This window comes from Citrobacter sp. LUTT5 (assembly GCF_009905315.1).
GTDB classification, from domain to species: domain Bacteria; phylum Pseudomonadota; class Gammaproteobacteria; order Enterobacterales; family Enterobacteriaceae; genus Citrobacter; species Citrobacter freundii.
This window is the reverse complement of the sequence record NZ_CP047606.1, coordinates 3262832-3288562: the sequence shown is the minus strand read 5'-3', so window position 1 is coordinate 3288562 and position 25731 is coordinate 3262832. Positions and strand designations below refer to the sequence as shown.

The window sequence follows — 25731 nt, the reverse complement described above, 5'->3', positions numbered from 1 at the left end:
TATATACACCATCATTTCGCCATCGCCTTCTCGTTTTTTACCCGCAACTTTTTTGCCCGACTCTCCAGCAGCAAATAACACACCAGTGCCAGCAGCAGCGGAATAAAATAGTACAACACGCGATACGCGAGTAGGGCAGCAATGATCGTTCCCTGAGACGTGTCCTCTCCTGCCAGCAGCGCCATAAACACCGCTTCCAGCACGCCGATCCCCGCCGGAATATGCACGATTACGCCGGCAATACTGCTCACCAGCAGCACGCCCAGCACGAAGAAATAATCGATATTCTGACCGAGCAACAGCCAGATAATCGCCCCCATTACCATCCAGTTCGCACTGGATATCGTCATTTGCGCGAGGGCAAATTTCCAGGAGGGCAGCACCAGTTTTTGGCCCTTGATGGTGATCTGACGATGTTTAGCGAAGGCGCAAAACCACAGATAAACAACAATAATCAGCAGCAGCGCAATGCCTAAGATGCGCAATGTGCCTTCATCGATATACCAGTGTGCGGGCAGTTCGACGACGCCGAAGGTAAATATAAAACCGCCCAGCAGAATATAGCCCAGCCAGTTAGTGGTAATACTCAGCGAAAAAATCCGCGTTATTGTGCCCCCCGGCAATCCGAGGCGCGAGTAAAGGCGATAACGCATCCCAATACCACCCACCCAGGTGCTCAACGTCAGGTTGAAGGCGTAACAGATAAATGACACCAGCATGACCTGGCGTTTTGCCAGTTTGTGGCCGCAGTAGTAGCGCCCGAGCAGATCATAACAGCCGTAAAGTAAATAACTGACGATCACCAACCCCACGGCGCTGAGCAGGGCGATCCGATTGTAATCGCGAATTACCGTCCACACTTCCTGCCAGTTGACCTTGCTGGCATAAACAACCAGCAGCACGATCACCGCAATAAAAAACAGCCATGTGAGGATCTTTTTCGCTAACCGCCAGCGTCGGTGGCTTTTTGCCATCAGGTTTTCCCTCCTGCATCCTCAGTTTGTATACGGTCTTGAGTTTCCAGAGCAGGCTGCGCGGGCGGCTCTACCTCGGCCAGATGCGGGGTATGCGCCGGCAGCCAGCCGACCAGCGCCGGGAAGTGGCGTAAAAAGTGGAAGGCCAGTACGCTCTTGGTCAGGTTCCACCAGGTGCGTTTTGGCAGCATGGATTCATCAACCCGCTTGCAGTCCTGCGCAATAATAGGATTCAGGTTGTCACGCAGGGTCTGATTAAACGTGCGGTCATGAATAATCAGATTTGCCTCCAGATTCAGTGACAGGCTCAGTGGATCAAGATTGCTGGAACCCACCGTCGCCCAGTGATCGTCCATCAGCGCCACTTTGCCATGCAGAGGTTTACGGCGGTATTCATAGACATGGACGCCGCCTTTTACCAGATAGTTGTACAGCAGGCGGGCGCCCACTTTCACAATCGGCATATCCGGTTCACCTTGCACGATGAGTTTTACCCGCACGCCCCGTCGGGCCGCTTTACGCATGGCATGCAGAAAGCGATAGCCGGGAAAGAAGTAGGCATTGGCGATGATCACTTCCCGCCGTGCCTGGGTCAGCATTTTCAGATAGTGGCGTTCAATATCATCACGATGTTCTTCGTTATCGCGCCAGACAAACAGCGCCTGCGCTTCGCCGGGTCGATGATTGTCGATTGCCCGGTGATGACGTCGCCACCAGCGTCGTACAGCGCTCTGTCCGGGCAAGTTTTCCAGCACGAATTTCAGAATGTCAGCAACGACTGGACCTTCAACGCGCACGGCGTAATCCTGCTTGGCCTCCGGACCGTAATCAGACATGTGTTCAGCGGAGTAATTGATGCCGCCAACAAAGGCAACACGATCATCAATGACCACAATTTTGCGATGCATACGGCGAAAGAGATTAGTGCGCATCCCGAACAGACGCGGACGCGGATCGTAGTAGCGGAAAACAACGCCGGCTACGGTGAGCTCTTCGACAAAACTGTCGCTAAGATCCGGCGAGCCGTAGCCATCCAGCAGCACCTCTGCTTTGATTCCTCGCCGGGCGGCTTCGAGCAACGCGGCATGCAGCTGTTTTCCTACCGCATCTTCAAACCAGATAAAGGTCTCGAGGATTATTTTTTGCTGTGCCTGTTCAATGGCGTCAAAGACGGCGGGGTAGAATTGATCGCCGTTTTCCAGCAGTTGAATTTGATTGCCTTCACGCCAGCCATATTTCATAAATGAATCTCCGCACTCAGAGGGGCATGATCGGACAAATGTCGCCAGTGACGCAGCGCCAGCGTCGTTGGGGTACTGGCATTCGCGTTTTTCACATAGATCCTGTCCAGACGCAGCAGGGGAAACTGCACCGGAAATGTTCGCGCCGGGCGGCCGTGGGCGCGGGTAAAAATCTCGTCAAGGCCAGCTTTGGCTTTCAACGGGCGATTGGCCGTTTGCCGCCAGTCGTTAAAATCCCCGGCAATCACCACCGGCTCCGCGTCGGGCAGGGCGTTAACCCAGTCTGCCAGCATCGCGAGCTGAGCCTGGCGGTGAGCTTCACGCAGGCCGAGGTGCACACACATCACATGGATGGGGTGGGAGAGCATTGGCGGTACGATTCGGCAGTAAAGGACTCCGCGCTTTTCACTCGCGCCGACCGAAACATCACGATTTTCATAATGCTCAATGGGATACCGCGACAGCACAGCATTACCGTGATGTCCCTGCGGGTACACGGCGTTACGCCCGTAGGCGAAGTCGCTCCACATCGTGTCCGCCAGAAATTCGTAGTGGCTGGTATCCGGCCAGTTCTCAATGTGCAGCGAATGAGCTTCGTGCGCACCCATCACTTCCTGCAGGCATACAATGTCTGCACCGACCGTTCTGACGGCCTCCCTTAGCTCAGGTAAAATAAAACGCCGGTTGAAGGCGGTGAACCCTTTGTGAGTATTAATGGTGAGCACATTGAATGAAAATTGAACTCCCGATCCGCTCATGAGCCTCCCGTTGGCGTCACTTCCTAAATAAAATAGTGTAGTCATCGTCACAAAAAGATGCAGTGTTGCGGAATTTTCCGTAAAGTCCGGTACTCTGAACAATTAGTTGAAAATCCTTCAGGAGAAAAGCCATGAGGTGGCAACAACGTGTTCGTGTCGCAACGGGTCTAAGTTGCTGGCAGATTGTGTTGCATTTACTGGTAGTGGCGTTGCTGGTAATGGGCTGGATGAGCGGCACGCTGGTGCGCGTCGGCCTGGGATTATGCGTCGTTTACGGCGTAACGGTTTTATTAATGCTGGCCTTGCAACGTCACCATGAACAACGCTGGCGTGATGTCGCTGATGTGCTGGAAGAGCTGACTACCACGTGGTATTTCGGTGCCGCAATGATCGTGCTGTGGTTGCTGTCGCGCGTGCTGCAAAACAACGTCTTGCTGGCACTGGCGGGTCTGGTGATCCTGGCCGGACCCGCCGTGGTCTCGTTGCTGGCGAAAGACAAAAAGCTACATCACCTTACGTCGAAACATCGCATACGCCGCTGAGCCGGTTGTGGCCGCTATCACCAACAGCGGCCACAAACTTCCCCAGACAATCTGCAGACTCGCATCCTTCAGGTAAATCTGTTTCGTGATGTCCGTAAAATGGCGGATTGGGTTTATCCACGTCAGATTCTGCAACCAGACCGGCATGTTTTCGACCGGTGAGACGTAGCCCGAGAGTAAAATCGCCGGCATCATAAACACAAACACGCCGATAAACGCTTGCTGCTGGGTGGCGCACAGCGATGAAATCAGCAGACCAAAGCCGACCAGCGACAGCCCGTAAATTACCATTGTGAAATAAAACAACCCCAGTGAACCGGCAAATGGAATGTCATAAGCCCAGATACCAATTGCCAGCACAATGGTGGCCTGAAAAGTAGCCACAATCAGCGCGGGCACAGCTTTACCGATGAAAATCTGCCAGGTGGTAAGTGGGGAGACCAGCAGCTGATCCAGCGTACCTTGCTCGCGCTCGCGAGCAACCGAAAGCGAGGTGACGATCATTACGCCGATAGTGGTGATCATGGCGATCAGCGACGGCACCACGAACCATTTATAATCCAGATTCGGGTTGTACCAGTTACGCACGACCAGCTCGCTGTTGTTTGGTTTCGGCTTGCCGTCCATCAGCTCCTGCTGATACGTCTTAACGATTTGCTGCAGGTAATTGGCGGCAATTTGCGCGCTGTTGGAGTTACGCCCGTCGAGGATAATCTGCATGGGGGCCTGCTGGAAGGTGTCCAGGTTGCGCGAAAAATTGGCCGGGAAGCGCACCAGCAGCAGGGCTTTTTGCGTATCGATGGTAGGCTTAATCTCCTGCGGGCTTTTCAGCAGCAGAACATGCGTAAAAGCGCTGGCGCGGGCGAAGCGCTGGGTAAGCTCAACCGAATGTTTACCGTTGTCTTCGTTATAGATAGCGATCGTGGCGTTGGTGACTTCCAGCGTTGCCGCGAACGGGAACAGGATCACCTGAATCAGCACCGGTAAAATCAGAATGGCTCGCGTCTGCGGTTCGCGTAATAGCGATTGCAGCTCTTTGCGAATTAATGTCCATAAGCGATGAAACATGCCCGTCCCCTTAATCCAGCCGACGTTTGGTTTTAAGCCACGTCAGGCCAATAAACATCACCGCCGAAGCGATTAAAAACAGCACGTTAATAATCAGCACCACCGGAATATTTCCCGCCAGAAACAGGCTTTGCAGGGTACTGACGAAATAACGAGCCGGAATAATGTAGGTTACCGCCCGGATAATCGCGGGCATGCTGTCTATCTGGAAGATAAAACCTGACAGCATAATCGAGGGCAGGAAAGCGGCGTTCAGCGCGACCTGCGCGGCGTTAAACTGGTTGCGGGTGATGGTGGAAATAAGCAACCCCATGCCAAGCGTACTGAGCAGAAACAGGCTGGTAATGAAAAACAGGATCAGCAACGAGCCGCGATAGGGCACGCCAAGAATAAATACCGACACCAGCATACACAACAGCATCGCCAGCATGCCGAGGAAATAATAGGGGATCAGTTTACACAGCAGTAATTCGACGCGGGTAACTTCGGTAGAAAGCAGTGCCTCCATGGTTCCGCGTTCCCATTCGCGCGCCACCACTAATGAGGTGAGGATCGCGCCAATCACCGTCATGATGATGGTTACCGCCCCGGGAATAATAAAGTGCTGGCTGATGGCCGCCGGGTTAAACCAGTAGCGTGTTTGCACGTCGATCAAAGGCTCGAACGATTCCCCACGATCTTCCGCCCGCTGTTGCTGCCAAATCTGCCAGATGCCTTCGACATAACCCTGCACAAAGTTGGCGGTATTGGGTTCGCTGCCATCGGTGATCACCTGGATCGGTGCCACGTCATTAGGTCGCGCCATCTGCTGGGCAAAATCCACAGGGATCACCACCAGCCCACGAATGCGCCCGGCCTGCATTTTTTCAATCAATTCCTGCCGGTTATCGCTGATGGTGGCGTCAATATACGGCGAACCGGTCATAGTATGGGTAAAATCCAGCGCCTCTTCGCTTTGCTGTTCGAGCAAAATCCCGACCCGAAGCTTGCTGGAGTCGAGGTTTATCCCGTAGCCGAAGATAAACAGCAGCAGCAGCGGGATCACCACCGCAATCAGCCAACTGCTGGGATCGCGAACGATCTGGCGCGTCTCTTTCACGCACAGCGCACGTACGCGACGCCAGGAGAGAGCGGAGTTACTCATGTGTATGCTCCTTATCCCAGTCATTGATTAGCGTAATGAACGCCTGCTCCATGGTCGGGTCCGGAGTGTCGCTGTCGGCAGCCTGAGCTTTCAGGTCGTCCGGTGTTCCGCTGGCAATCAGTTTGCCGCGATACACCAACCCGATGCGATCGCAGTATTCCGCCTCGTCCATAAAGTGGGTGGTCACCATCACCGTGACGCCTTTTTCCACCATGCTGTTGATATGCAACCAGAACTCACGACGGGTGAGGGGATCGACCCCGGAAGTGGGTTCATCAAGGAACAGAATGTCGGGTTCATGCATCAGCGAGCAGGCCAGCGCCAGACGCTGCTTAAACCCCAGCGGCAGTTCGTCGGTGGCGTGGGAAGCGATACTCTTCAGGCCAAATGCCTCGCTCATTCGATCGATTTTCTCCTTCTGCGCCCGACCACGCAGGCCGTAGACGCCGGAGAAAAAGCGCAGATTTTGTTCAACCGTCAGGTTACCGTACAGGGAGAATTTCTGCGCCATATAGCCCAGATGCTGACGCGCTTTGCCGGAGCTGACTTTCAGGTCCATATCCAGCACCAGCGCTTTACCGGAGGTGGGGACCAGCAGGCCGCACATCATTTTAAAGGTGGTGGATTTGCCGGCACCGTTGGGTCCTAGCAGACCAAAAATCTCGCCGCGCTGTACGGAAAAGTCTACGTGGTCGGTCGCGGCAAAATCGCCAAACTTCTTGGTCAGCGCTTTGGCTTCGATCACCGTTTCGCCAGGCGTGCCTTCTACGGTATGCAGGATAGCGCCCAGCGGGGATTCCGATGTTCCGGCTCCGCCGAGTAAATCGATAAAGGCATCTTCGAAGCGGGGTGCAGTTTCATTGATGGTTATCTGCGGCATGCCGTCAGCGTTTTGGATCTGCTGAGCTGTCGCCTCTTTTTTCAGGATTAAACGGACGGATTTCCCCTGAATCATTCCGTCGCTGACCAGCGGTAGTTTTAACGCGCGTTGCAGCAGTCGGCGGTTATTTTCCTGTGGACTGCTCATCAGGAAGCTGCGACCAGCCATGGTTTGCGTAAGCTGAGTAGGATCGCCCTGGTATAACAATTCGCCTTCGTTCATCAGCAGCACATCACGGCATTGCTCTGCTTCATCCAGATACGACGTACTCCAGAGGATCAGCATGCCGTCTCCGGCCAGTTCGTGGACCATTTGCCACAGTTCGCGGCGGGAAATTGGGTCCACACCCACACCTGGCTCATCCAGCAGCAACACTTTGGGTTCGCCGACCAGCGTACAGGCTAGCCCGAGCTTCTGCTTCATGCCGCCGGAAAGTTTGCCGGCCAGTCGTCCGGTAAATGGCCCCAGCGAGGTAAACTCCAGTAGTCGGGCAAAGGTTTTTTCTCGCGCCTCACCGGTGACGCTGCGCAAATCGGCATAGAGATTGAGGTTCTCCATGACGGTCAAATCTTCATACAGACCAAATTTCTGCGGCATATAGCCCAGCACCGCGTGCAGCGCGCTGTCGTCTTTGATGGGGTCAAAACCAATTACCGCAGCACTTCCGGCATCAGGTTTTAATAATCCCGCCAGCATGCGCATCAACGTGGTTTTGCCCGCACCGTCCGGCCCGACAAGCCCGGTCACGTAGCCCGCATGCACGATACAGTCGAGCGGGGCGACGGCCGGTTTTTCCATTCCAGCAAAGTTTTTCGTCAGCCCTTTAAGCGTAATGACGGCGTCATTCATGCCGTGCCTCATCGCCAAATTTTATCGTTACCGGCATTCCCTGGCGCAGCGCATCGTCCGCGTCGGTTACGACAATTCGCAGGCGATACACCAGATCGGTGCGCAGATCAGGAGTCTCGACCGTTTTCGGCGTAAATTCGGCGGTTGGTGACACAAAGCCGATTTTGCCGTGATACGGTTTGTCCGGGCGACCGTCGGTATAGAGCAGGATCTCACGTCCTGGCTGCGCCTGGCTCAGATTGCGTTCGTCAACGTAGGCGCGGACCCATACCGGACGCGTGAGCGACAGCGTCAGTACCGTGCTCCCTTCGTTCAGCATGCTGCCGGGTTCAACCGCGCGGGTGAGAAGCGTGCCGTCAGATGGCGAGGTCAGCGTGGTATCATGCAAATTAAGCTCTGCCTGTGCCAGCTCTGCCTGAGCTTGTTCGAGCGTGGCTTTTGCCTGTTCGATGTCCTGCACACGATTACCGCTGCGATATTGCGTGAGTTTATCCTGTGCGGATTTCAATGAAGCTAACGCCTGATCGCGAGATGAACGCGCATTTTCCAGATCGTTGGCAGAAATGGTACGGCTTTTCCACAATCCTACCTGCCGATTGTAAAAATTCTGCGCGTAATCATAGGCGGCCTGCGCCTGTTTGACTGCCGCCGCGGTTTGCGCGATCTCTTCTTCGCGATACCCTGCCAGCATCAGATCGTATTGCGCCTGCGCGGCGGCAACGTTGGCTTTTGCCTGCATCAATGCGTTTTCATACGGTGCGCGGTCCAGTTTACCCAGCACCTGACCGGCGGTAATCGCATCGCCTTCATCAACCGCCAGCGAGGCCAGTCTGCCGCCGACGCGAAAACTCAGGTTGACGCTACGGATATCGACATTGCCGTATAGCGTCAGGCTGTTATCTTGCCGACTCTGATACCACCACGTTCCACCGGCAATCACGGCAACGAGGGCCGCGATAACCAGCCCGAGAACGACAGGTTTTTTCATGACTCCAGACTCCTTTGCGTTAAACCTTGCAGAATAAGATCGATGTGACAGGTGATCGTTTGGTCAATCAGCGCGGTTTTATCCTCATCAAATTGTGACCAGCCCGTACGCAACAGAATGGTTTCTTTCCCCAGACGAAAAGCCAGCACCTCGCCGAGTATGGCGTGGGTATGCAGAATCATTTGGGTATCGTTGGCATCGCCGCCGGTATAGGCGGCAATCAGGCGCGTCAGGTGTGTATGCAGCGGATTGATAACCTGGTCGTGCACCAGTTGATAAGCCGCCGTGGGGGAAAGCTGTTCACGCGAGATAAATTTACTCAGGTTAACGGTGTCGTCCTGGGTTAACAGCATGATCATATTTTTGCAGGCGCGCAGGATCAGTTCACGCATCGCGCCACGATCCGGTTCTGGCTGAGCGAATAAACGCTCGGCCTCTTCAGCGTGCGGACGAAACTGTGAGCCGATAAAATCTGCAATCCACTGGGCGCAGGCGAGATATAAATCCTCTTTTGAGCCAAAATAGTAGGTGATAGCCGCAATGTTTTGCCCGGCCTGTGCAGCGATATCGCGCGTCGTGGCGTGCAGACCATACTCGCCGAATTGCGCCAATGCGGCGGCAATGAGCTGGTTCTTCGCCTGTTCACCTTTGGTTGTCATGGTGGGTGTATTCATGGCACGACTCTGATCTTAATCAATCGATTGATTAAGATTATGACTGATGTGCAGCCTTGTCCAGTCCGGACGGTTATTTTCCAGTGAAGGGATAATTTATGCGGCACATCACAAAAACTGCTACACTCCGCCCCTTCATGACATTGTGGTTTTTGTCATCTCTATTGTATGTATCTCCCTGAAAACGACACCGGTAACGGTCAGGGCGGTTCGGAGTTGTTATGTCTTTTGATTCCCTTGGTTTAAACCCTGAAATTTTACGTGCCGTTGCCGAGCAGGGTTACCGTGAACCTACCCCTATTCAGCAGCAGGCTATTCCTGCCGTGCTGGAAGGCCGCGATCTGATGGCCAGCGCCCAGACCGGTACGGGGAAAACGGCAGGTTTTACCCTGCCGCTGTTGCAGCACCTGATCACCAATCAGCCGCATGGTAAAAGCCGTCGTCCGGTTCGTGCGCTGATCCTCACGCCAACCCGTGAACTGGCGGCCCAGATTGGCGAAAACGTACGTGATTACAGTAAGTATCTGAATATTCGCTCGCTGGTGGTCTTCGGCGGCGTCAGCATTAACCCGCAGATGATGAAACTGCGTGGCGGTGTGGATGTACTGATTGCCACCCCGGGTCGTTTGCTCGATCTGGAGCATCAGAATGCGGTAAAACTGGATCAGGTGGAGATCCTGGTACTGGATGAAGCTGACCGCATGCTGGATATGGGCTTTATTCACGATATTCGTCGCGTTCTGGCAAAACTGCCGGCAAAACGTCAGAACCTGCTGTTCTCGGCAACGTTCTCTGATGACATTAAGTCGCTGGCCGAAAAACTGCTGCATAACCCGCTGGAAATCGAAGTGGCGCGTCGTAATACCGCGTCCGAGCAGGTAACTCAGCATGTTCATTTCGTCGATAAAAAACGTAAACGTGAACTGTTGTCACAGATGATTGGTCAGGGCAACTGGCAGCAGGTGCTGGTGTTTACCCGTACCAAACATGGCGCGAACCATCTGGCAGAACAGCTGAATAAAGACGGCATCCGCAGTGCGGCAATCCACGGTAATAAATCTCAGGGGGCACGTACACGTGCGCTGGCTGATTTTAAATCCGGTGATATACGCGTGCTGGTAGCGACCGATATTGCCGCGCGTGGTCTGGACATTGAAGAGTTACCGCACGTGGTGAACTACGAGCTGCCAAACGTCCCAGAAGATTATGTGCACCGTATTGGTCGTACCGGGCGTGCCGCTGCTACCGGCGAAGCGTTGTCTCTGGTGTGCGTCGATGAACACAAGTTGTTGCGTGACATCGAGAAGCTGCTGAAAAAAGAGATCCCGCGTATTGCAACGCCAGGCTATGAGCCAGATCCCTCCATTAAAGCTGAGCCGATCCAGAATGGTCGCCAGCAGCGTGGCGGCGGTGGTGGTCGCGGGCAGGGCGGAGCAGGGCGTGGCCAGCAGCCGCGTCGTCAGGATGGCGGTGCGCCAAAAGCGAAGCCGCGTAATGGCGAAGGCAAACCGGCAGGCGATAAGCCTCGTCCGCCGCGCCGTCCGCGCAAACCGTCCTCAGCACAGTAATTGCGAGCCCGGCCGAAAGGTCGGGCTTTTCTTTTTGCGACACGGGATAGAAAGTGCCACAATAGTGGCTGTTTATACAGTATTTCAGGTTTTCTCATGGCACTTACGGCTGCGTTAAAAGCGCAAATCGCCGCCTGGTATAAGGCGCTTCAGGAACAGATCCCCGACTTTATCCCCCGTGCGCCGCAGCGGCAGATGATTGCTGACGTCGCGAAAACGCTGGCAGGTGAAGAAGGGCGGCATCTGGCGATTGAAGCGCCGACAGGAGTGGGGAAAACCCTGTCGTATCTGATTCCCGGTATTGCCATCGCGCGTGAAGAGCAAAAAACGCTGGTGGTCAGCACCGCCAACGTCGCTTTGCAGGATCAGATCTACAGCAAAGATTTACCGCTGCTGCGCAAAATTATCCCCGACCTGCGTTTTACCGCCGCGTTTGGTCGCGGACGCTATGTCTGCCCGCGTAACTTAGCGGCGCTGGCCAGTACTGAACCCAATCAGCAGGATCTGCTGGCTTTTCTCGACGATGACCTGACGCCCAACAACCAGGAAGAACAAAAGCGTTGCGCCAGGTTAAAAGGCGATCTCGACAGCTACAAGTGGGACGGGCTGCGCGATCACACCGATATCGCCATTGACGACGGACTCTGGCAGCGTCTGAGCACCGATAAAGCTAGCTGTCTGAATCGCAACTGTCACTACTATCGTGAATGCCCTTTTTTTGTCGCCCGCCGGGAGATTCAGGAAGCTGAAGTGGTGGTGGCTAATCATGCGCTGGTGATGGCGGCGATGGAAAGCGAAGCCGTTTTGCCGGAGCCGAAAAACCTGTTGCTGGTACTTGATGAAGGCCACCATTTGCCGGATGTCGCGCGCGATGCGCTGGAGATGAGCGCGGAAATCAGCGCCCCCTGGTATCGGCTCCAGTTGGATCTGTTTTGCAAATTAGTGGCGACCTGTCTGGAACAGTTTCGCCCGAAAACCACGCCACCGCTGGCGAATGCCGAGCGTCTGAACGGTCACTGTGAAGAGCTGTATGAACTGATTTCATCACTCAATAACATTCTTAATCTGTATATGCCTGCTACTCAGGAGGCGGAACACCGCTTTGCGATGGGCGAACTGCCTGCAGAAGTGATGGAGATTTGTCAGCGTCTGGCAAAGCTTACGGAAATGCTGCGCGGGCTGGCGGAACTGTTCCTCAACGATCTCAGCGAAAAAACCGGCACTCACGATATTGTGCGTCTGCATCGGGTTATTTTGCAGATGAACCGGGCGCTGGGCATGTTTGAGGCGCAAAGCAAACTGTGGCGGCTGGCATCACTCGCGCAGTCGTCAGGCGCGCCGGTGAGTAAATGGGCGACGCGCGAGGTGCGTGACGGACAGATCCACGTCTGGTTCCACTGCGTGGGGATCCGTGTGAGCGATCAGCTCGAACGACTGCTGTGGCGTAGCGTCCCGCATATTATTGTCACTTCCGCAACGCTGCGCTCGCTCAACAGCTTCTCGCGTTTGCAGGAGATGAGTGGTCTGAAGGAAAAAGCAGGGGATCGGTTTGTCGCGCTGGATTCACCGTTTAATCACGTTGAACAGGGCAAAATCGTCATTCCGCAGATGCGCTACGAACCGTTAATTGATAACGAAGAGCAACATATCGCGGAAATGGCCGCCTATTTCCGCGAACAGCTGGAAAGTAAAAAGCATCAGGGGATGCTGGTACTCTTTGCCAGCGGTCGGGCGATGCAGCGTTTTCTTGAGCATGTTACCGATCTGCGCCTGCTGTTGTTGGTGCAGGGCGATCAGCCGCGCTATCGACTGGTAGAGTTGCACCGCAAACGGGTGACCAACGGCGAGCGCAGCGTGCTGGTTGGGCTGCAATCTTTCGCTGAAGGTCTGGACTTGAAAGGCGACCTGCTGACCCAGGTGCATATTCACAAAATTGCTTTTCCACCGATCGACAGCCCGGTGGTGATCACCGAGGGCGAGTGGTTGAAAAGCCTGAACCGCTACCCCTTCGAGGTGCAGAGCCTGCCCGCGGCGTCGTTCAATTTGATCCAGCAGGTTGGGCGACTCATCCGTAGCCATGGCTGCTGGGGAGAAGTGGTTATTTATGACAAACGTTTATTGACCAAAAACTATGGCAAGCGTTTACTGAACGCGTTACCCATATTTCCGATAGAGCAACCTGCTGTGCCAGACGTTATAGTAAAACCAAAAGAAAAAGCGAAACCCACGCGCCGCCGTCGGCGTTAACGATGCGAGCAACAGGCAAGGAGTTATCGATGGATTACCGCAAAATCATTAAAGAGATTGGGCGAGGAAAAAATCACGCGCGTGACCTGGACAAGGATACTGCTCGCGGACTGTATACCCATATGATGAACGGCGACGTACCTGACCTTGAGATGGGCGGGGTGCTGATTGCGCTACGTATTAAAGGCGAAGGCGAAGCGGAGATGCTGGGCTTTTACGAAGCGATGCAAAACCACACCATTCGCCTGACTCCGCCAGTAGCCAAACCCATGCCGATTGTCATTCCCAGCTACAATGGTGCACGCAAGCAGGCGAATTTGACGCCGCTGCTGGCGATTTTACTGCATAAGCTCGGTTTCCCGGTAGTAGTGCACGGCGTCAGCGAGGATCCAACCCGCGTGCTGACAGAAACCATTTTTGAACTGATGGGGATTACGCCAACGCTGCATGCCGGGCAGGCGCAGGCAAAGCTGGATGGTCATCAGCCGGTGTTTATCCCGGTGAGCGCGCTGTGCCCTCCGCTGGAGAAACAGCTGGCGATGCGCTGGCGCATGGGCGTGCGTAACAGTGCGCACACGCTGGCTAAATTAGCCACGCCGTTTGCTGAAGATGCGGCGCTGCGTCTTTCCAGCGTGTCCCACCCGGAATACGTCTCGCGTGTGGCGAAGTTCTTCGGCGATATCGGTGGGCGCGGCCTGTTGATGCATGGTACCGAGGGCGAAGTGTATGCCAACCCGCAGCGCTGCCCGCAGATAAGCCTGATAGATTCATCCGGTGTGCGAGTGTTACAGGACCGACAGAGCGAGATGCCTGACGAACCAGTACCGCTGCCGGTGGCAAAAGATCCGGAAACCACCGCGCGCTGGATTGAGCGTTGTCTGGCTGGCAGTGAGCCGGTCCCGGCATCGTTGAAAATTCAGATGGCCTGCTGCCTGGTGGCAACCGGTGAATCCGCCTCGCTGGCCGAAGGACTTGCCCGCGTCGAGCAAAGTTTCTGATTTATTTGTTATCCCGACGGGCCTTTTACCTGGTCTGTCGGTTTTCTCTTTTCGGCAACGTGAAATTTCTGCACGTTTATTGACCTCCTGAGCGCCGTGGCGCAGCATAGTTTGTTGAAAAATAAGAAACACAACAAACACGCGACACAACAGGAGATAACAATGAACAGTGGACATCGCTTCCATGTGCCAACGCTGCACGCCTTTATCCAGGCCGTTTTTCACCAGATGGGAAGCAATGATCAGGAGGCGCGGCTGGTGGCCGATCATCTGATAGCCTCTAACCTCGCCGGTCACGACTCCCACGGCATCGGTATGATCCCAAGCTATATTCGTTCATTCTCGCTGGGGCATTTGCAAATCAACCGTCATGCCAAAGTGGTAAAAGATGCGGGGGTGGTGATTACGCTTGATGGCGATTGTGCCTTTGGTCAGGTGGCGGCTCACGAAGCCATCACGCTGGGGATTGAAAAAGCTCGTCAGCACGGTATCGCCGCCGTGGCATTACATAATTCGCATCATATCGGACGTATTGGCTACTGGGCGGAGCAATGCGCGGCTGCAGGTTTTGTCTCAGTGCATTTTGTGAGTGTGGTCGGGATCCCGATGGTTGCACCGTTTCATGGCCGCGATAGTCGTTTTGGCACTAACCCCTTCTGCGTTGTTTTTCCGCGTAAAAATACCTTCCCGCTATTGCTCGACTATGCAACCAGTGCCATCGCGTTTGGCAAAACCCGTGTGGCATGGCATAAGGGCGAGCCGGTAGCTCCTGGATGTCTGATTGATGTGGAGGGGATGCCTACAACCGATCCTGCGGTAATGCAGGTTTCTCCGCTGGGATCGTTGCTAACCTTTGCCGAGCACAAGGGGTATGCGCTGGCGGCGATGTGCGAAATTATGGGTGGTGCGCTTTCAGGGGGTAAAACCACACATGAAGAGAGCCTGCAGACCAGCCCGGACGCCATCATCAACTGTATGACCACTATTATTATGAATCCGGAACTGTTCGGCGCGCCGGACTGCGACAACCAGGTCGCAGCATTTGCTGAGTGGGTGAAAGCGTCCCCGCATGCTGAAGATGCCCCGATCCTGTTGCCAGGTGAGTGGGAAGTGAATACTCGCGAGGAACGGCTGGAACACGGTATTCCGCTGGATGCAGGAAGCTGGCAGGCGATTTGCGAGGCGGCGCTGCAAATAGGCATGCCGGACGCCGTATTGCAGGAATTCCGTCAACGACTTGAACACTAAGCAAAAAAAAAGCCCGTCCAGTGGCGGACGGGCAAACAAAGGGTAACAAACAGGGTCAATGAGGGTTGGAGCATTGGGTCGTACAGGTAATCTTTCGGTTATTTATAGATAACCGCGGTGCCGCTCATTTTGTCTTTACCGACAGCGGAAGTGATGCTGTAACCAGTTGCGCCAGCAGCAGCTGCTTTCTCAGCCAGTTTGGCTTCCAGGCCATCCAGTGTGGTGGCGCCATCAGCAGAAACTACTCCAATTTTATTCATGCTTTGTGCCTGAGTGGAGGAAACCGGCTCGGCAGCGAAAACGCCAAATGACAGGGTAGACAGGGCGATGGCAGCAACAGCAAATTTGATATTTTTCATGATTAATCTCTCGCAGGGTTGTTCTGTTAGTAGTCAGTGTTCTTTAAGAAGACGTTGTTCCGTCGATGTGATAAGTATCACGTTTTTTTTGGTGAGAGAAAATCGAATAGAATTGACGACATCAATCAAAAAAATTGAATGACAAATAACTTATTGAATATTAATAAATTCAGGCGAGGGATTTACAGTTCTTGTCATTGCGCTTTACAGAGAAACCAACAACGGCACATTTTGCCACACAGAGTGCGAAAAAGCGTGCTCGTAAAGGAAATCGTATGCGCTGAAACTTTTGGTAAAGATGAGTCAACGTAGCTGGCTATCTTTCGAACCTCTGCGATTATATCCTGAAAATGCCGCGCTATGTGAATCTTTATCCTGTTGGCAAGTGATGCACAAGCGTACCCCAGGTACGGCCTCACGTCTGGCCTGAGGGATAGGATTGCCACATTCTTCGCATTCATACAGACTTTCCCCCGTCGGTAACTCACCGCGGGCACGGGCAACAGCATCTTCAATAGTATTGTTGATCTGTTCGTTTACAGCGTCGTCATTTGCCCATCCGGATGCCATGTGTACCTCCTGCAGATGTCTACAGACTAAGTATAGCGAAGATGATGGCTGAAAAACGACCATGCGCCAGCAGTATCAGATTTCAGACCATTCGCGCAGCAGGTTATGGTAGAGATTGAGTAATGACAGGATCTCGTTGCTCTCTCCATGACGTGCCTTCAGGGACTGAATGTTTTTATCCAGTTCAAAAAGCATGGCGCGATTTTTGTCGTCACGGATCATCGACTGGATCCACATAAAGGACGCCACACGAACGCCATGGGTTACTGGCGTGACGCAGTGCAGGCTGCTGGAAGGGTAAAGCACCAGATCGCCTGCCGGAAGCTTCACCGCATGCTGGCCGTAGGTGTCATTAACCAGCAGCTCTCCGCCTTCATAATCATCCGGATTACTCAGGAATAAGGTTGCGGAAAGGTCTGTGCGCATCCAGCCGTTCTCCGGATGGCTACGCACCGCACCGTCAACGTGAAAACCGTAGGTCTCGTTGTCCTGGTAGCGATTAAACAGCGGTGTGGAGAGCGTTTTCGGTAGTGCCGCGGCGAAGAAAAGCGCGCTGTTATTTACCGCAGTCTGTACCGCCTGTTGTAAAACGTCGTAGCGTTCACTTTGCGTATTCACCTGCTGGTTGTTTTTAACCTGCGCCCCCTGAGCGCCGGTGGTTGCGCGGCCATCAACCCAGTCGGCAGCGTCCAGTTGTTCGCGAAACCAGGCGACATCCTGCGCCGACAGAATGCCGGGAATGTGGTACATCATCAGTGTTTCTCCTGAAAGTGGGGCTTTCGCCCCACGCGATGGATCAGAAATGCATATTGGCGGTGAGCAGGAAGGTTCTTGGCTCGCCTGGATGATAACGGTACCCACTCTTGTTTATGGAGGATACATAATCGGTGTCGAACAGGTTATAGACGTTTAGCTGGAAATCGAGATTGCGATTCACGCGATAGCCCAGTTTGGCGTCTGCGACCCAGTAACCTTCAGTGTAGGATGGCGTACCCACGGCGCCGTCCGAACCGCGATGCATACTGCCCACGTAGCGTGCGCCCGCGCCAACGGAAACATCGTCGGTTGCCTGATACTGGCTCCACAGCGTGAACGCATGTTCCGGTGTATACGGCAGGGATGAGGAGCCATCCTGAGCAACATTTTTACCGCTGTGGATGGTTGCGCGTTGCTGGGTGTAACCCCCAATAATCTGCCATGCGGGGGTGATGTTGCCTGCTACCGAGAGCTCGTAGCCTTCAACGCGTTTCTCCCCGTACTGGGACCAGGTTCCGTCGTCGTTCTGCTCAACCTCATTCTCAATATCCGTGCGGAAAATTGCGGCGGTTAACAGCAGGCGCTTATCCAGCACCTCCCATTTGGTGCCAATCTCGCTGGTTTTCGCTTTCTGCGGTTTGAAGTCGGTACGGTTTGCGCTGTTACCGCTTCCGCCCTGAGCAAGGGCAAAGTTGCTGCCGCCCGGCGGTTGCTGAGAAACGGCATAGTTAATGTAGACATTGCCGTTATCGGTCAGGTGATACAGCGCGCCCGCTTTCCAGTTCACCAGATTGCCTGATTTGGCAGTATCCACAGTGGTGACCGGGGAACCTTTGGCGACGCCTGTCGGACATGCCACTGCACCACGGCCAGAAGCGCCGCAAGCGGTGGCGCTGTCATATTCAGTGCGGTAATTGTCGAGGCGAATACCACCGTTCAGCTCAAACTCACGGGTAATTTGTAGCGTATCAAAAGCGTATACGCCAAAGGTATCGGTTTGCCCGTTAGCGTTGGCGCCGTTACGCGATAATCCGCCGATATTCACGTCGCTGTTGGGATGATAAATATTAACCGGCGGCGGGGTAATCGGGGCTACGCCATAGTTGGTTTGTGTTTCGCGCGTCAACTCCACGCCGGTGCTGATGTCGTGACCGATGGATCCCGTGTAAAACTTTGAGGTCAGGTTGGTCTGGTTGGTCAGGATTTTGTTACTGACATCTTTGGTATTTGCCAGGCGTGACCATGTCCAGGTGTCGACGCTGCTGGTGGGTTGCGTAATATTAGACGCACCGCCCATCACCGCCGTCATCAGATAATCCTGTTTAATGCGCGACCAGCGGGTGGTGTTGCGAATCGTTGTGCTGTCGCTCAGGTCATGTTCAAAACGCATCGTCGCGGTATCGGTCGTCGAATCGTCGTAATCCGAGTTGGTGCCGTAGAAGTTATGCGTATCAACTTTTCCTGAATGATTCAGTGCAGACGTCCCTGCGGAAGGCGCGGAGTAACCCGGCAGGCCGATGGTGGGAATGCCTCCATCCGGTGTGTTGTGTTGAGTAACGTGCAGATAGTTCAGATACAGTCGGTTCTCGGTGCCTAAGCCAAAAGCAAGTGAGGGGGCCACGCCGTAACGTTCATTCTTAACATTATCGCGACCGGCATCATGTGTTTTTTCACCCATCAGGTTTAAACGTGCGGCGGTGGTCTCGCCGATAACCTGGTTAATGTCCAGTGTACCACGGCGGAACCAGGCGCTACCGACGCTGGCCGACGCATCGATTCCTGAGTCGGTACGCGGCTGTTTGCTGATCATATTGATAGAGCCAGTCGGTGCGCTACGTCCATAGTCGGTACCGGAAGGACCTTTAATCACTTCGACCTGTTCGGTATTGAAGGTATCGCGCGTGACGCTGCCGATATCACGAACACCGTCGATATAAATACTGTTCGAAGTATCCGCGCCACGCATATAAACCGCATCACCGGTAGTGGAGTTGCCGTTTTCGCCAGCGAAAAACGCGCCAACGCCCGGTACGTTTTTCAGCGCATCGGTCAAATTTGTTGCGCCTTGATCCTTAATCACCTGCTCAGAAATCACCGTCATGGTGCGGGTGGTATCCGCCACCGGGCGGGAGAATTTAGGGTCGGCAGACTGTGTTGGGGCGTACAGCGAAGGTTTGGCCGCTTCAACGACCAACGTATCTTCTTGTTTTTTATCCTGATCGCCTGCTGCGACAGCCTGGGCTACCGGAGACAGGCCAATGCACAGACCGGCAAAAAAAGTCAGTGAATGAAAACTACTGGACGGCAAGTTGCGATTTTTATCCATTTTAATTAATGACTTATTATTTTTTGAGTAGACGGTTTCACTCACGCGAAGGGACATCTCTGTGGATGTTGTACCCTGCAGGTCTCGCGAAAATGAACGTGTAATTGATAATGATTTTAATAATCATTTCTAATCAGTGCGACGTTTTAACATTCATTAATTCAAAAATAAATACATTTATTTACATTGGATTCAAAATGCCAACACATTGATTACAAATTGAGCTGCAATGAAGCGAACAGCGCGCACATAACTGCATTCGGGATGAATGCAGTTAGGCTAAGGAAGGGGAGTTATTTATAGATAGTTGCGGTGCCGTACATCTGATTTTTACCGCCAGCAGAATTAACGACAAAGCCTTTTGCCCCTTGCTCTTTCGCTTTCTCTGCCAGCTTGTCTTCGAGATCGCTCAGGTTAGTTGCACCGGTAGCAGATACTGTGCCGGAAGCTTGTAGCTGACCGGTAGCTGGGCTGGTGTATGGCTGTGCAGCAAAGGAGACAAATGTCATGCCGGTAAGTACGGTAGCGGCAAGTAATGTGAGGCATTTCTTCATGGTGATATCCTCTGAAAAACAACAGGTGTGCCTGATAAGTTTAGGTCGTCAGCGGATGACATTTACCGCAAAAAACTGGTGATGAACTGTCTGTTTTTCGAACAATAAGCAAAGCGTCAAACAGGCGTAAAAAATCAAATTTCCTTGTTGTGTGTGTTTACCGCGTGGCGTTATGCGGGTATCTTACGCCGCTGTTAAAAGGAGAATGCTATGTCCGCCCAGAAACCGGGATTACACCCACGCAACCGCCACAATGGCCGTTATGATCTTGCGACTTTATGCCAGGTTACCCCAGAGCTGACGCAATTTCTCACCCTCACGCCCGGCGGGGAGCAGAGTGTTGATTTCGCCAATCCGCAGGCAGTAAAGGCGCTCAATAAAGCACTGCTGGCGCATTTTTATGCGGTGAAAAACTGGGATATTCCGGACGGTTTTCTGTGCCCGCCGGTGCCTGGTCGTGCTGACTACATTCACCACCTGGCCGACCTGTTGGGGGAAACCAGCGGAACCATTCCGGCAAATGCGAGCATCCTGGACATAGGCGTAGGGGCAAACTGTATTTATCCGCTGATCGGCGTGCATGAATACGGCTGGCGATTCACGGGCAGTGAGAGCAGTAGCGAAGCGTTTAACAGCGCTCAGGCGATCATAAACGGCAATCCGGGGTTAACCCGTGCTATTCGTCTGCGTCGTCAGAAAGATGCTTCGGCAATCTTCAACGGTATCATTCACAAAAATGAGCAGTATGAAGCCACATTGTGTAACCCGCCATTCCATGATTCTGCGGCCTCAGCCCGCGCAGGAAGCGAGCGTAAACGTCGTAATCTGGGGCAAGATAAAGATGATGCGCTGAACTTTGGCGGACAACAGCAGGAGCTGTGGTGTGAAGGCGGCGAAGTAGCGTTCATCAAAAAAATGATCGTCGAAAGCCAGGCTTTTGGCCGTCAGGTTATGTGGTTTACCACGCTGGTTTCTCGCGGCGAGAACTTGCCTCCGCTGTACCACGCATTAACGGATGCGGGCGCGGTGAAAGTGGTCAAGAAAGAGATGGCCCAGGGGCAAAAGCAGAGTCGCTTTATTGCCTGGACCTTTATGGATAACGATCAGCGTCGTCGTTTTATGGCGCGTAAACGCTAAAGCGTTGGCTCGGTTGGCGGCAGCGGTTCGCTTGCCGCAGATGTTGGGCCATTCCCTGGTGCAGGCAACACTTGATAGGTCTGTACCGGGGCGCGTATGTTGGCCAGATCGAAGTATTTCTTCACCTGGCTGTCGAGCGCAAAACGTACCGTCCACTGCTTCAGCGGCAAGGTGGTAAACGAGACCCGTAGTGTGAATGCTGTATTGGTTAATCCTACAATCCCGGCAAACGACGGCTCGCCAATAATCAGCCCGCGAATATCATCTTTTTCCATCACCGCAGCAACCGCATCTTTCAACGCTTGATTCGCTTTATCCGCATCCTCATGGCGGTCTACGTCGTAATTGGCGACGACTGAGCCAATGCCACGCACAAAGTTGGCGAAGGTCGTTATCGATGACCAGGGAATGATATGGTACGCCCCGGTGTCCTGACGCACGCCCACAGAACGGATGGACATCCGTTCAACCGTACCGGTGAGTGGACCGATGGTCACCAGGTCGCCGGTGTTCATGCCATTTTCAAACTGAATAAAAATCCCGGTAATAATATCTTTTACCAGCGTTTGCGAGCCGAAAGAGATAGCCAGCCCCAGCGCCCCGGCACCGGCCAGTAAGGGGGCGATATTGACGCCGATTTCCGACAACACAATCATGATGGTGATCGTGCTGATAATCACCGCCAGTGCGTTACGAAACAGTGTCAGCAGGGTGCGGGTACGCGCGCTGGGTAACGGGCGACCATGAATATCGGAAGCCAGACGATTTTCAATCAGGCTGGCAAGGATTGTCCAGCCGATGGCGGAGAAGAATAAAATCAGCGCGATACGGATCAGGATATCCACTGTTTTTTCTCCTGCGCCGTAATGCAGCCAGTTCCAGAAGTCGAACAGCCCCCAGGCATTCAGTAGCAGCATCACCGCAACGCACACCGTCAGGATCCTGGCTACGCTTAACGCTGTCGATAGCCAGCCATTCAGCCGCTTTTGTAGTTCCGGATAGCTGCGCTGGGTGTGTGGCGAAAGGGTAATAGTTTTGGCTATCCAGCGGGAAAACATGCCGGAAACAAAGGCGGCAATTCCAATGATTACCAGGCTGCGCAGCGTAGCGCCCATCATGAATTTCAGGCTGTTGCCCGGATCAAACAGCGAAAAGAAAAACAGCACAATGAAATAGGCGCTGGCCAGCCAATGCCATACCAACGCAAAAGCACGAATAAACAGACTGAAAAAAGCGAGGGATCTTTCCGCCAGATTCAGCAAATGCTGCGTTATCTCTTTCTTGTTTCTGAAAATCAGGTACAGCGCCCATAGCGTGATACATAACATGATGATGACGTTGGCCATCGCGCCGACCTGCACATTGACCTGATTCGAGATAATGGGTACGGCAACGATAAGCCCGTAGCCAATCAGGCTGCTCAATGAACTCAAACGGCGATTCCAGTAGCGTGCGCCAGCATCCTGAATGTTAAACGGGCGCAGCTCGGCCACCGTTGGGCAAAATATCAGGCGCAAAATGGCCTTGAAGAATTCAATCAGGGCGAAGGCATTGAGAAACAGGCTTTGCTGAAAGGCGATCGTGCGACTGCCAGCGTTCATTTTGTCGCTCAGTATCTGCCCGACAAATAATGTCAGCGCCAGCAGAAGCAAATCGATAACGAATGCGCCAACGATCATCGCCGGAAGCTGAAGCCAGTTGCTGCGTTCGCGGTTTTTGCGTCGTGCCCATTGTCCCATTTTGCGATACAACGGTAGCGCGCACAGACGAACCAGCCAGAAAAAACCGAACACTGACACTGCCAGCATTAAAAAATGCGTCAGAGCATTGGTGAACGTTTGCGGATTAAAGGTCTTATGCGGGGCATCGGTAATATTGCGATAAAGCTGGGCAAAGCGGCTGGAGAGCGCCTCACCGTAGTGGCGGGTGACGTCCGTGACGTTTTCCAGTACCGTTTTTTCTTCCGTTAACGTGGGCGGGACAATGGTCGGCACCGGCTCGGCAGGAGGGGCAGTGGCCACTTTGCGTAACTGACCGATCAGCTCCTTCCGCGAGGTGTCATTTTCCAGCACATCGGCCAGTGCGCCGTAAGCCGCTTTTTTCTGTTCAATATCCGGCTCTTTCGCCGCTGTGGTTTGCGCGTTGGTTGATGTTGGCGTGGTGACGCCAGGTATCGTCACCGCCTGAGTCGGGAAACTCAACAGACAAACAAAAATGAACAGGATCCCGCGCATGACTCCTCCCATGAGAAAATAAATACAAAAGGATAAGTATAGATGTCAGGGCGGGAGAGAATTGAAATGAGAGGATTCTGGTGAAAAACCTCCCTTCGGGCGAAGGGAGGCAGAGCTATCAGGATACGTGCTGCAAGAATTCCTGTAAGCGTTGGCTGGGCGGATTTTCAATCAGGGCCTGCGGATTACCGTCTTCGGCAATTCTTCCCTTATCAATGAAAATCAGGCGTGAAGCCACTTTTTCGGCAAAACCGATTTCGTGGGTCACAATCACCATGGTCATCCCTTCTTCCGCCAGATCCTGCATAACTTTCAGAACCTCATGACGCAGTTCCGGGTCCAGCGCAGAGGTTGGCTCATCAAACAGCATCATTTTCGGCTTCACCGCCAGCGCACGGGCAATAGCCACACGCTGTTGTTGACCGCCGGACAGCTCTGAAGGGTAGTGATGGGCGCGCTCGGCCAGACCCACTTTCGCCAGCAGTTCTTTCGCCAGTTTCTCGGCCTGTTCTTTATTCGCCCCGCGTACGCGCTGCGGCCCGAACATGACGTTTTCCAGCGCCGTCAGATGCGGGAACAGATAGAACTGCTGAAATACCATCCCGGCTTCCTGGCGGATTAACCGCTCGTCTACCTTCGGATCGTTCACTTTCAGACCGTCGACGATCAGATCGCCAGAGGTTATCTCTTCCAGTTTGTTAATGCAGCGTAGCAGGGTAGATTTACCGGATCCTGACGGCCCGATAATCACCACTACTTCACCCTGTTGAATGTTCAGGTCAATATTGTGCAGCACCTGGGTTGGACCAAAGTGCTTAGAAACGTTTTTAAATTCAATCACAGGATTTTCATCCTTCTTTCCAGACGACGCAGAATGAAGCTTAGCACCAGCGTAATGATCAGATAGAACACCGCAACGGCGCTCCAGATTTCCAGTGCGCGGAAGTTACCGGCAATGATTTCCTGGCCCTGACGGGTCAGTTCAGCGACGCCAATGACAATAAACAGCGAGGTATCTTTAATGCTGATGATCCACTGGTTTCCCAGCGGCGGCAGCATACGACGCAGCGCGAGAGGCAAAATAACGTGGCGAATAGTCTCTGTGCGTGAAAGTCCAAGGGCCAGTCCGGCTTCGCTGAATCCTTTATGGATTGAGAGCACCGCACCGCGAGTGATTTCCGCAATATAGGCACCGGAGTTGATCATGATGGTGACAACGGCGGCGCTAAAAGGGTCAATGCGTAAATCGTTAAATGCCATTGGTAGAGCGAAGTAAATAAACATTACCTGCACAACGATTGGCGTACCGCGAATGACTTCGATAAACACCAGCGCTACGTGGTTGGCGATCCAACCGCCGAAAGTGCGCGCAAACCCTGCTGCAAGTCCGATTATCAGACCGCCAGCCAGACCGAGGACCGAGATCCACAGGGTCATTTTGGCGCCTTCAATCAAAAGCGGGATGGCGGGCCAGATGGCACTCCAGTCAAACTGCATATGTCGTTCCTGTTACCGTGGTGTAAATATTCAAATGCCCGTTTTGCCGGATGCGCTGGGCTTATCCGGCTTACAGGTCTCAAAAATCCAGGCGTAGGCCCGGTAAGCATCACGCCACCGGGCAACGCTACCGGTTATTATTTAGGTTCAGTAGCGAACCATTTTTTGTAGATTTCGTTGTAAGTACCGTTCTCTTTCAGCGTTTTCAGCGCGCCGTTCACTTTCTCACGCAGGTCGTCGCTGCCTTTCGGGAAGGCGATGCCGTACTGCTGGGCTTCCAGTGATTCGCCTACAGCTTTGAACTGACCATTGCCAGCTGTTTTGATGAAGTAAAGAATGTTTGGTGTGTCGTGCAGCACGGCGTCTGCGCGGTTGGTGCCCAGTTCCATATACGCGTTATCGATGTTCGGGAACTGACGCAGGTCTTTAGTTTTGATATTCGCTTTTGCGTAATCAACGGAACCGGTGCCGCTCTTCACTGCGACAACTTTACCATCCAGATCTTTCACGCTTTTCACGTCGTTGTTATTCGCTTTCACCATCACTAACAGACCGCTTTTGTAGTAGCCGTCAGAGAAGTCGATCGCTTTTTTACGCTCATCGGTGATGGTGATACCCGCCAGTGCCAGGTCGATATTTTTGGTTTGCAGAGCCGGGATGATGCCGCTGAAATCCATTGGTTTCAGTTCATAATCCAGTTTCAATTCTTTGGCAACGGCAGCCCAAAGATCCACATCAAATCCAACGTATTTGTCACCCTGTTTGAATTCGAACGGTACAAACGCGGTGTCAGTTGCGACAACCAGTTTCTTATCTGCGGCATGGGAGGACACCGCAAAAGCCAGGGTAAGTGCAGCCAGTGAAACTTTTAATACAGACTTCATAGGATTTCCTTTTATATCCACGGGGCGATCCCCTGCGAGAACATATGGCTTAATGAAAGAATCGTGCCAATTTTGCAACTCATTGTTTTAACAAGAGGGTGTTTCGTTTCTCTGCACAATAAGTAGGGTAAAGCGAGTAATCTGCACTGTTTTGGGGCACTCATTTGGTGCGAACCAGGCACGGTGCAAACGGTATGACTATTTAGCGTAAAAATTGTTGATAAAACAATCTTTC

At 53.3% G+C, this 25731-nt stretch carries 23 protein-coding genes; 6 read left to right on the top strand and 17 right to left on the bottom strand.

Annotated features, from left to right (window positions below; genetic code table 11):
* Window positions 1–11: 11 nt before the first annotated feature.
* The 3 genes from GUC46_RS15915 to GUC46_RS15905 are packed head-to-tail and all read right to left on the bottom strand — an operon-like array spanning window position 12 to window position 2973.
* On the bottom strand, window positions 12–974 hold the full coding sequence (locus GUC46_RS15915; protein WP_057102170.1) for a YbhN family protein: 963 nt from the start codon (window positions 972–974) through the stop codon (window positions 12–14).
* Window positions 974–2215 carry a cardiolipin synthase ClsB gene (clsB, locus tag GUC46_RS15910; RefSeq protein ID WP_003845400.1) on the bottom strand — a complete coding sequence of 414 codons (1242 nt, stop codon included), beginning with the start codon at window positions 2213–2215 and terminating at the stop codon, window positions 974–976. Before clsB ends, GUC46_RS15915 begins: the two co-directional genes overlap by 1 nt.
* Window positions 2212–2973 (bottom strand): endonuclease/exonuclease/phosphatase family protein, encoded by a 762-nt coding sequence (locus GUC46_RS15905; protein ID WP_003035201.1) that lies wholly within the window; start codon window positions 2971–2973, stop codon window positions 2212–2214. The genes clsB and GUC46_RS15905 overlap by 4 nt, the downstream gene beginning before the upstream one ends.
* A gap of 131 nt (window positions 2974–3104) precedes the next feature.
* On the opposite strand from GUC46_RS15905, the gene GUC46_RS15900 reads away from it, so the two are divergent.
* Window positions 3105–3515, top strand: a complete 411-nt coding sequence (locus tag GUC46_RS15900) for a YbhQ family protein (protein WP_003035203.1) — start codon at window positions 3105–3107, stop codon at window positions 3513–3515.
* Here GUC46_RS15900 and GUC46_RS15895 read toward each other — a convergent pair.
* From GUC46_RS15895 to cecR, 5 genes are read right to left on the bottom strand one after another with little or no spacing between them, the layout of a single operon-like run.
* Window positions 3477–4583, bottom strand: coding sequence for an ABC transporter permease (locus GUC46_RS15895; protein WP_003837035.1), 1107 nt, complete (start codon window positions 4581–4583; stop codon window positions 3477–3479). The genes GUC46_RS15900 and GUC46_RS15895 overlap by 39 nt on opposite strands.
* Before the next feature lie 10 nt (window positions 4584–4593).
* Entirely contained in the window at window positions 4594–5727 is a 1134-nt protein-coding gene (locus GUC46_RS15890) for an ABC transporter permease (protein ID WP_003035208.1), read from the bottom strand.
* Window positions 5720–7456, bottom strand: a complete 1737-nt coding sequence (locus GUC46_RS15885; RefSeq protein ID WP_003845404.1) for an ATP-binding cassette domain-containing protein — start codon at window positions 7454–7456, stop codon at window positions 5720–5722. Before GUC46_RS15885 ends, GUC46_RS15890 begins: the two co-directional genes overlap by 8 nt.
* Window positions 7449–8444: a secretion protein HlyD gene (hlyD, locus tag GUC46_RS15880; RefSeq protein ID WP_032938552.1), complete on the bottom strand. Its 996-nt coding sequence runs from the start codon at window positions 8442–8444 to the stop codon at window positions 7449–7451. Before hlyD ends, GUC46_RS15885 begins: the two co-directional genes overlap by 8 nt.
* Entirely contained in the window at window positions 8441–9118 is a 678-nt protein-coding gene (cecR, locus tag GUC46_RS15875) for a transcriptional regulator CecR (RefSeq protein WP_003035216.1), read from the bottom strand. Before cecR ends, hlyD begins: the two co-directional genes overlap by 4 nt.
* A 221-nt stretch (window positions 9119–9339) precedes the next feature.
* Here cecR and rhlE point away from each other — a divergent pair, with 221 nt between their 5' ends.
* From rhlE to GUC46_RS15855, 4 genes are all read left to right on the top strand, one after another.
* The gene (rhlE, locus tag GUC46_RS15870; RefSeq protein ID WP_003035219.1) at window positions 9340–10686 is read left to right on the top strand and encodes an ATP-dependent RNA helicase RhlE; all 1347 of its coding nucleotides are present in this window, start codon (window positions 9340–9342) and stop codon (window positions 10684–10686) included.
* 96 nt (window positions 10687–10782) lie between these two features.
* The gene (gene dinG / locus GUC46_RS15865) at window positions 10783–12933 is read left to right on the top strand and encodes an ATP-dependent DNA helicase DinG (RefSeq protein ID WP_003035224.1); all 2151 of its coding nucleotides are present in this window, start codon (window positions 10783–10785) and stop codon (window positions 12931–12933) included.
* Window positions 12934–12962: 29 nt separating this feature from the next.
* Window positions 12963–13931: a DNA-binding protein YbiB gene (ybiB, locus tag GUC46_RS15860; RefSeq protein WP_003035227.1), complete on the top strand. Its 969-nt coding sequence runs from the start codon at window positions 12963–12965 to the stop codon at window positions 13929–13931.
* Window positions 13932–14093: 162 nt separating this feature from the next.
* Window positions 14094–15179, top strand: a complete 1086-nt coding sequence (locus GUC46_RS15855) for a malate/lactate/ureidoglycolate dehydrogenase (RefSeq protein WP_044701098.1) — start codon at window positions 14094–14096, stop codon at window positions 15177–15179.
* 98 nt (window positions 15180–15277) lie between these two features.
* On the opposite strand, the gene ybiJ is transcribed toward GUC46_RS15855, so the two are convergent.
* The 5 genes from ybiJ to mcbA all read right to left on the bottom strand — a co-directional run bounded on the left by ybiJ (window position 15278) and on the right by mcbA (window position 19744).
* Window positions 15278–15538: a DUF1471 family protein YbiJ gene (gene ybiJ, locus GUC46_RS15850; RefSeq protein ID WP_003035231.1), complete on the bottom strand. Its 261-nt coding sequence runs from the start codon at window positions 15536–15538 to the stop codon at window positions 15278–15280.
* 303 nt (window positions 15539–15841) lie between these two features.
* Window positions 15842–16108, bottom strand: a complete 267-nt coding sequence (locus GUC46_RS15845) for a DksA/TraR family C4-type zinc finger protein (protein WP_003035233.1) — start codon at window positions 16106–16108, stop codon at window positions 15842–15844.
* A 75-nt stretch (window positions 16109–16183) separates the two neighbouring features.
* Entirely contained in the window at window positions 16184–16861 is a 678-nt protein-coding gene (gene ybiX, locus GUC46_RS15840; RefSeq protein WP_049016245.1) for a PKHD-type hydroxylase YbiX, read from the bottom strand.
* Window positions 16862–16904: 43 nt separating this feature from the next.
* On the bottom strand, window positions 16905–19190 hold the full coding sequence (locus GUC46_RS15835) for a catecholate siderophore receptor Fiu (protein ID WP_088903361.1): 2286 nt from the start codon (window positions 19188–19190) through the stop codon (window positions 16905–16907).
* A 293-nt stretch (window positions 19191–19483) separates the two neighbouring features.
* Window positions 19484–19744: a DUF1471 family periplasmic protein McbA gene (mcbA, locus tag GUC46_RS15830; protein ID WP_130714854.1), complete on the bottom strand. Its 261-nt coding sequence runs from the start codon at window positions 19742–19744 to the stop codon at window positions 19484–19486.
* 210 nt (window positions 19745–19954) lie between these two features.
* On the opposite strand from mcbA, the gene rlmF reads away from it, so the two are divergent.
* Window positions 19955–20881, top strand: coding sequence for a 23S rRNA (adenine(1618)-N(6))-methyltransferase RlmF (rlmF, locus tag GUC46_RS15825; RefSeq protein WP_003035241.1), 927 nt, complete (start codon window positions 19955–19957; stop codon window positions 20879–20881).
* Here rlmF and ybiO read toward each other — a convergent pair.
* From ybiO to glnH, 4 genes are all read right to left on the bottom strand, one after another.
* Window positions 20878–23115 carry a mechanosensitive channel protein gene (ybiO, locus tag GUC46_RS15820; protein ID WP_130714853.1) on the bottom strand — a complete coding sequence of 746 codons (2238 nt, stop codon included), beginning with the start codon at window positions 23113–23115 and terminating at the stop codon, window positions 20878–20880. The two genes, rlmF and ybiO, sit on opposite strands and share 4 nt — an antisense overlap.
* Window positions 23116–23233: 118 nt before the next feature.
* Window positions 23234–23956 (bottom strand): glutamine ABC transporter ATP-binding protein GlnQ, encoded by a 723-nt coding sequence (gene glnQ, locus GUC46_RS15815; protein ID WP_003035246.1) that lies wholly within the window; start codon window positions 23954–23956, stop codon window positions 23234–23236.
* Window positions 23953–24612, bottom strand: a complete 660-nt coding sequence (glnP, locus tag GUC46_RS15810) for a glutamine ABC transporter permease GlnP (protein ID WP_003035248.1) — start codon at window positions 24610–24612, stop codon at window positions 23953–23955. Before glnP ends, glnQ begins: the two co-directional genes overlap by 4 nt.
* A 137-nt stretch (window positions 24613–24749) precedes the next feature.
* Complete coding sequence (gene glnH, locus GUC46_RS15805) at window positions 24750–25496, bottom strand: glutamine ABC transporter substrate-binding protein GlnH (RefSeq protein WP_160180484.1); 747 nt, start codon at window positions 25494–25496, stop codon at window positions 24750–24752.
* Window positions 25497–25731 lie beyond the last annotated feature (235 nt).

What these genes read in the sequence shown, in the direction of transcription:
- GUC46_RS15915 (WP_057102170.1), bottom strand. Translation starts at nt 974, where the DNA reads ATGGCAAAAAGCCACCGACGCTGGCGGTTAGCGAAAAAGATCCTCACA.
- clsB (WP_003845400.1), bottom strand. Translation starts at nt 2,215, where the DNA reads ATGAAATATGGCTGGCGTGAAGGCAATCAAATTCAACTGCTGGAAAAC.
- GUC46_RS15905 (WP_003035201.1), bottom strand. Translation starts at nt 2,973, where the DNA reads ATGAGCGGATCGGGAGTTCAATTTTCATTCAATGTGCTCACCATTAAT.
- GUC46_RS15900 (WP_003035203.1), top strand. Translation starts at nt 3,105, where the DNA reads ATGAGGTGGCAACAACGTGTTCGTGTCGCAACGGGTCTAAGTTGCTGG.
- GUC46_RS15895 (WP_003837035.1), bottom strand. Translation starts at nt 4,583, where the DNA reads ATGTTTCATCGCTTATGGACATTAATTCGCAAAGAGCTGCAATCGCTA.
- GUC46_RS15890 (WP_003035208.1), bottom strand. Translation starts at nt 5,727, where the DNA reads ATGAGTAACTCCGCTCTCTCCTGGCGTCGCGTACGTGCGCTGTGCGTG.
- GUC46_RS15885 (WP_003845404.1), bottom strand. Translation starts at nt 7,456, where the DNA reads ATGAATGACGCCGTCATTACGCTTAAAGGGCTGACGAAAAACTTTGCT.
- hlyD (WP_032938552.1), bottom strand. Translation starts at nt 8,444, where the DNA reads ATGAAAAAACCTGTCGTTCTCGGGCTGGTTATCGCGGCCCTCGTTGCC.
- cecR (WP_003035216.1), bottom strand. Translation starts at nt 9,118, where the DNA reads ATGAATACACCCACCATGACAACCAAAGGTGAACAGGCGAAGAACCAG.
- rhlE (WP_003035219.1), top strand. Translation starts at nt 9,340, where the DNA reads ATGTCTTTTGATTCCCTTGGTTTAAACCCTGAAATTTTACGTGCCGTT.
- dinG (WP_003035224.1), top strand. Translation starts at nt 10,783, where the DNA reads ATGGCACTTACGGCTGCGTTAAAAGCGCAAATCGCCGCCTGGTATAAG.
- ybiB (WP_003035227.1), top strand. Translation starts at nt 12,963, where the DNA reads ATGGATTACCGCAAAATCATTAAAGAGATTGGGCGAGGAAAAAATCAC.
- GUC46_RS15855 (WP_044701098.1), top strand. Translation starts at nt 14,094, where the DNA reads ATGAACAGTGGACATCGCTTCCATGTGCCAACGCTGCACGCCTTTATC.
- ybiJ (WP_003035231.1), bottom strand. Translation starts at nt 15,538, where the DNA reads ATGAAAAATATCAAATTTGCTGTTGCTGCCATCGCCCTGTCTACCCTG.
- GUC46_RS15845 (WP_003035233.1), bottom strand. Translation starts at nt 16,108, where the DNA reads ATGGCATCCGGATGGGCAAATGACGACGCTGTAAACGAACAGATCAAC.
- ybiX (WP_049016245.1), bottom strand. Translation starts at nt 16,861, where the DNA reads ATGATGTACCACATTCCCGGCATTCTGTCGGCGCAGGATGTCGCCTGG.
- GUC46_RS15835 (WP_088903361.1), bottom strand. Translation starts at nt 19,190, where the DNA reads ATGGATAAAAATCGCAACTTGCCGTCCAGTAGTTTTCATTCACTGACT.
- mcbA (WP_130714854.1), bottom strand. Translation starts at nt 19,744, where the DNA reads ATGAAGAAATGCCTCACATTACTTGCCGCTACCGTACTTACCGGCATG.
- rlmF (WP_003035241.1), top strand. Translation starts at nt 19,955, where the DNA reads ATGTCCGCCCAGAAACCGGGATTACACCCACGCAACCGCCACAATGGC.
- ybiO (WP_130714853.1), bottom strand. Translation starts at nt 23,115, where the DNA reads ATGCGCGGGATCCTGTTCATTTTTGTTTGTCTGTTGAGTTTCCCGACT.
- glnP (WP_003035248.1), bottom strand. Translation starts at nt 24,612, where the DNA reads ATGCAGTTTGACTGGAGTGCCATCTGGCCCGCCATCCCGCTTTTGATT.
- glnH (WP_160180484.1), bottom strand. Translation starts at nt 25,496, where the DNA reads ATGAAGTCTGTATTAAAAGTTTCACTGGCTGCACTTACCCTGGCTTTT.